The 2,331-nt window shown below is 71.9% G+C and carries 3 protein-coding genes; all 3 read right to left on the bottom strand.

Going from position 1 to position 2,331, the window contains the following annotated elements; genetic code table 11:
• Positions 1-657, bottom strand: a 657-nt coding sequence (locus G6031_RS16145) for an anti-sigma factor (protein WP_182653811.1), incomplete at its 3' end; no start/stop codon positions are given.
• A complete protein-coding gene (sigK, locus tag G6031_RS16140) occupies positions 654-1,235 on the bottom strand; it encodes an ECF RNA polymerase sigma factor SigK (RefSeq protein WP_042329923.1) in 582 nt (193 codons plus the stop codon). The genes sigK and G6031_RS16145, both read right to left, overlap by 4 nt.
• Positions 1,236-1,309: 74 nt before the next feature.
• Positions 1,310-2,331: molybdopterin-dependent oxidoreductase (locus tag G6031_RS16135; protein ID WP_182653810.1), on the bottom strand; the 1,022-nt coding region annotated here is incomplete at its 5' end.

The following is a 2,331-nucleotide window of genomic DNA, read 5'->3' as shown; positions in this document are numbered from 1 at the left end:
CTCGGCCGGCTCCGGGATCCCGGTCATGGAGATGACCGCCATGTCGGCCGTCTTGGACGCGAGCACGGTGGCGCTGCCGGTGCCGCCCACCTGTCCGCGCGAGACCTCGAGGTCGGGCGCCGTGAGCAGGGACGTGACCTCGTCCGGCATCGTCGCGGCGGGCGGGGACGCGACCGGGAGGTTGTCCTCCGGTCCCGCGTCGCCCGTCAGTCGCCCGATGGTCACCCCCGCGGCCACCAACACGATGGCCGCCGCCGCGGTGGCGAGGAAGGTCCAGGTCCCGGGGCGCCGGCGCTCGCGCATCCGGCTCAGGTCGACCACCGCCGCGCCCCCGGTGTCACCGGTGTCGTCGGCATCCGGGGTGGGCGCATCGTGTCCGGTCCCGGCCTCCGCCGTGACCAGGTCGAGCACCCTGGTGCGCAGGGATGGCGGCGGCGGGACGTCGAGGTCGGCGTCGGCCACCAGATCGGCCACGACCTCCCGCGTGGACCGGATGTGGGCCAGCATCGAGCTGCGTTGATCCGGGGTCGCGGCGACGAGCGCCTGCTCGACGGCGTCCGCCTCCTCCTGGTCCAGCGCGTCCAGGGCGTAGAGGTCGAGGTCCTCGGGATGAACCGTGTCCGGGGACCCCGGGTGATCGTGGTGTCGGACGGTCATGACAGCTCACCTCCCAGGCAGCTCTTGAGACGGCGCAGGCCGTCGCGGATTCGTGACTTGATCGTGGGCAGTGCGGACCCCAGCTGGTCGGCGACCTCCCGGTAGGTCAACCCGGAGAAGTACGCCATCTCGATGGACTCGCGCTGGTTCTCGGTGAGTTCCCCGAGACATCGACGGATGTCCGCGGCGTCCTCTTCCCGGGTGATCTCCTCGGTCACCTGGTCGGCGATGTCGCCGGAGTGCGTGATCCCCGCGGCGGCGTCCGCCTCGTCGCGCCGGGCCGCGGAACTCTCGGACCGCACCCTGTCCACCGCTCGCCGGTGGGCGATGGTCAGTACCCAGGAATGGACCGACCCGAGCTTGGGGCTGTACCCCGAGGCCTGCTTCCAGACCTGGAGGAACACCTCCTGGACGGTCTCCTCGGCGTACCCGGGGTCGCGCAGGACCCGGAGTGCGAGACCGTGCACACGGGGCGCCATGAGGTCGTAGAAGCGGGCGAAGGCATCGAGATCCCCGGCCGCGGAGAGTTCCAGGAGGCGCCCCGGATCGGCCAGCGACGGGGCGGTGGGCTCGGACACGGGGGACAGTCTAATGCGAGGTGGTCCGAACGCACGGGACGGGCGGGTGGTGAGGAGGGGTGTGTCGAGGACGGTCATGTCCCCGACACCCGGAACGTGCGGTTGTGCCAGCCCGTGGCCCCGGTGGGGATCGGCGGTTGTCGGGTCTCCGTCTGCACCTCACCGGTCGAGTCGGTCGCCCGGACCGACAGCGTGTGCAGGCCGGGCTCGGCGTCCCAGGTCCACGACCACATGCGCCAGGTGTCGATCGAGTACTCCTCGGCGAGCGTCGCCTCGTTCCACGGACCGTCGTCGACCTGCACCTCCACCCGGTCGATGCCCCGGCGCTGGGCCCATGCCGTCCCGGCCACCACGACGGGGCCGGGCTCCAGCTGGGCCAGGGGGGCGGGCCTGTCGATCCGGCTCGCGGTGAGGATGGGTCCCCGCTCACCCCACCCCCGGTCGGTCCAGTAGGCGCTGGCGCGGTCGAATCGGGTGACCTCCCAGTCCACCACCCACTTGGTGGCGGAGACGTAGCCGTACAGGCCGGGCACGACCTGCCGGACCGGGTACCCGTGCTCGAGCGGCAGGGGTTCGCCGTTCATCCCGACGGCCAGCAGGGCGTCCCGGCCGTCCGTGAGGGCCTCGAGCGGGGTGCCCGCCGTCCACCCGTCGACGGAGGTCGAGAGCAGCATGTCGGCCTCGGGAAGGGGGCCGGCCTCGGCGAGCAGTTCGGCGATCGGGAAGCCGGTCCAGGTCGCGTTGCCGGCGAGGTTTCCCCCGACCTCGTTGGACACGCAGGTCAGGGTGACGATCCGGTCCAGGAACTCCCTGCTCGTCAGTGACTGCCAGTCCAGTTCGATCTCCCTCTCCACCATCCCGTGGATCCGCAGCCGCCAGTCCGCGGTGGTCAGCGCGGGGACGCGCAGCGCGGTGTCGATGCGGTAGAAGTCCTCGTTGGACGTGAGGAACGGGGTGACCCCGGGGGCATCGGGAACGATCCCCTCCGGGACCGGTGGGGCGGCGTTGCGGCTCAACACCCGTGGCAGCTGGAGACCCGTGCGCTCGGCGAGCCACCCCGGAGCCCTTCTCAAGGACTCGGACCCGCAGGCCCTGC

It is taken from the genome of Dietzia sp. CQ4 (genome assembly GCF_014145125.1).
Taxonomy (GTDB): domain Bacteria; phylum Actinomycetota; class Actinomycetes; order Mycobacteriales; family Mycobacteriaceae; genus Dietzia; species Dietzia natronolimnaea.
This window is presented reverse-complemented; position numbering and strand designations above follow the sequence as displayed.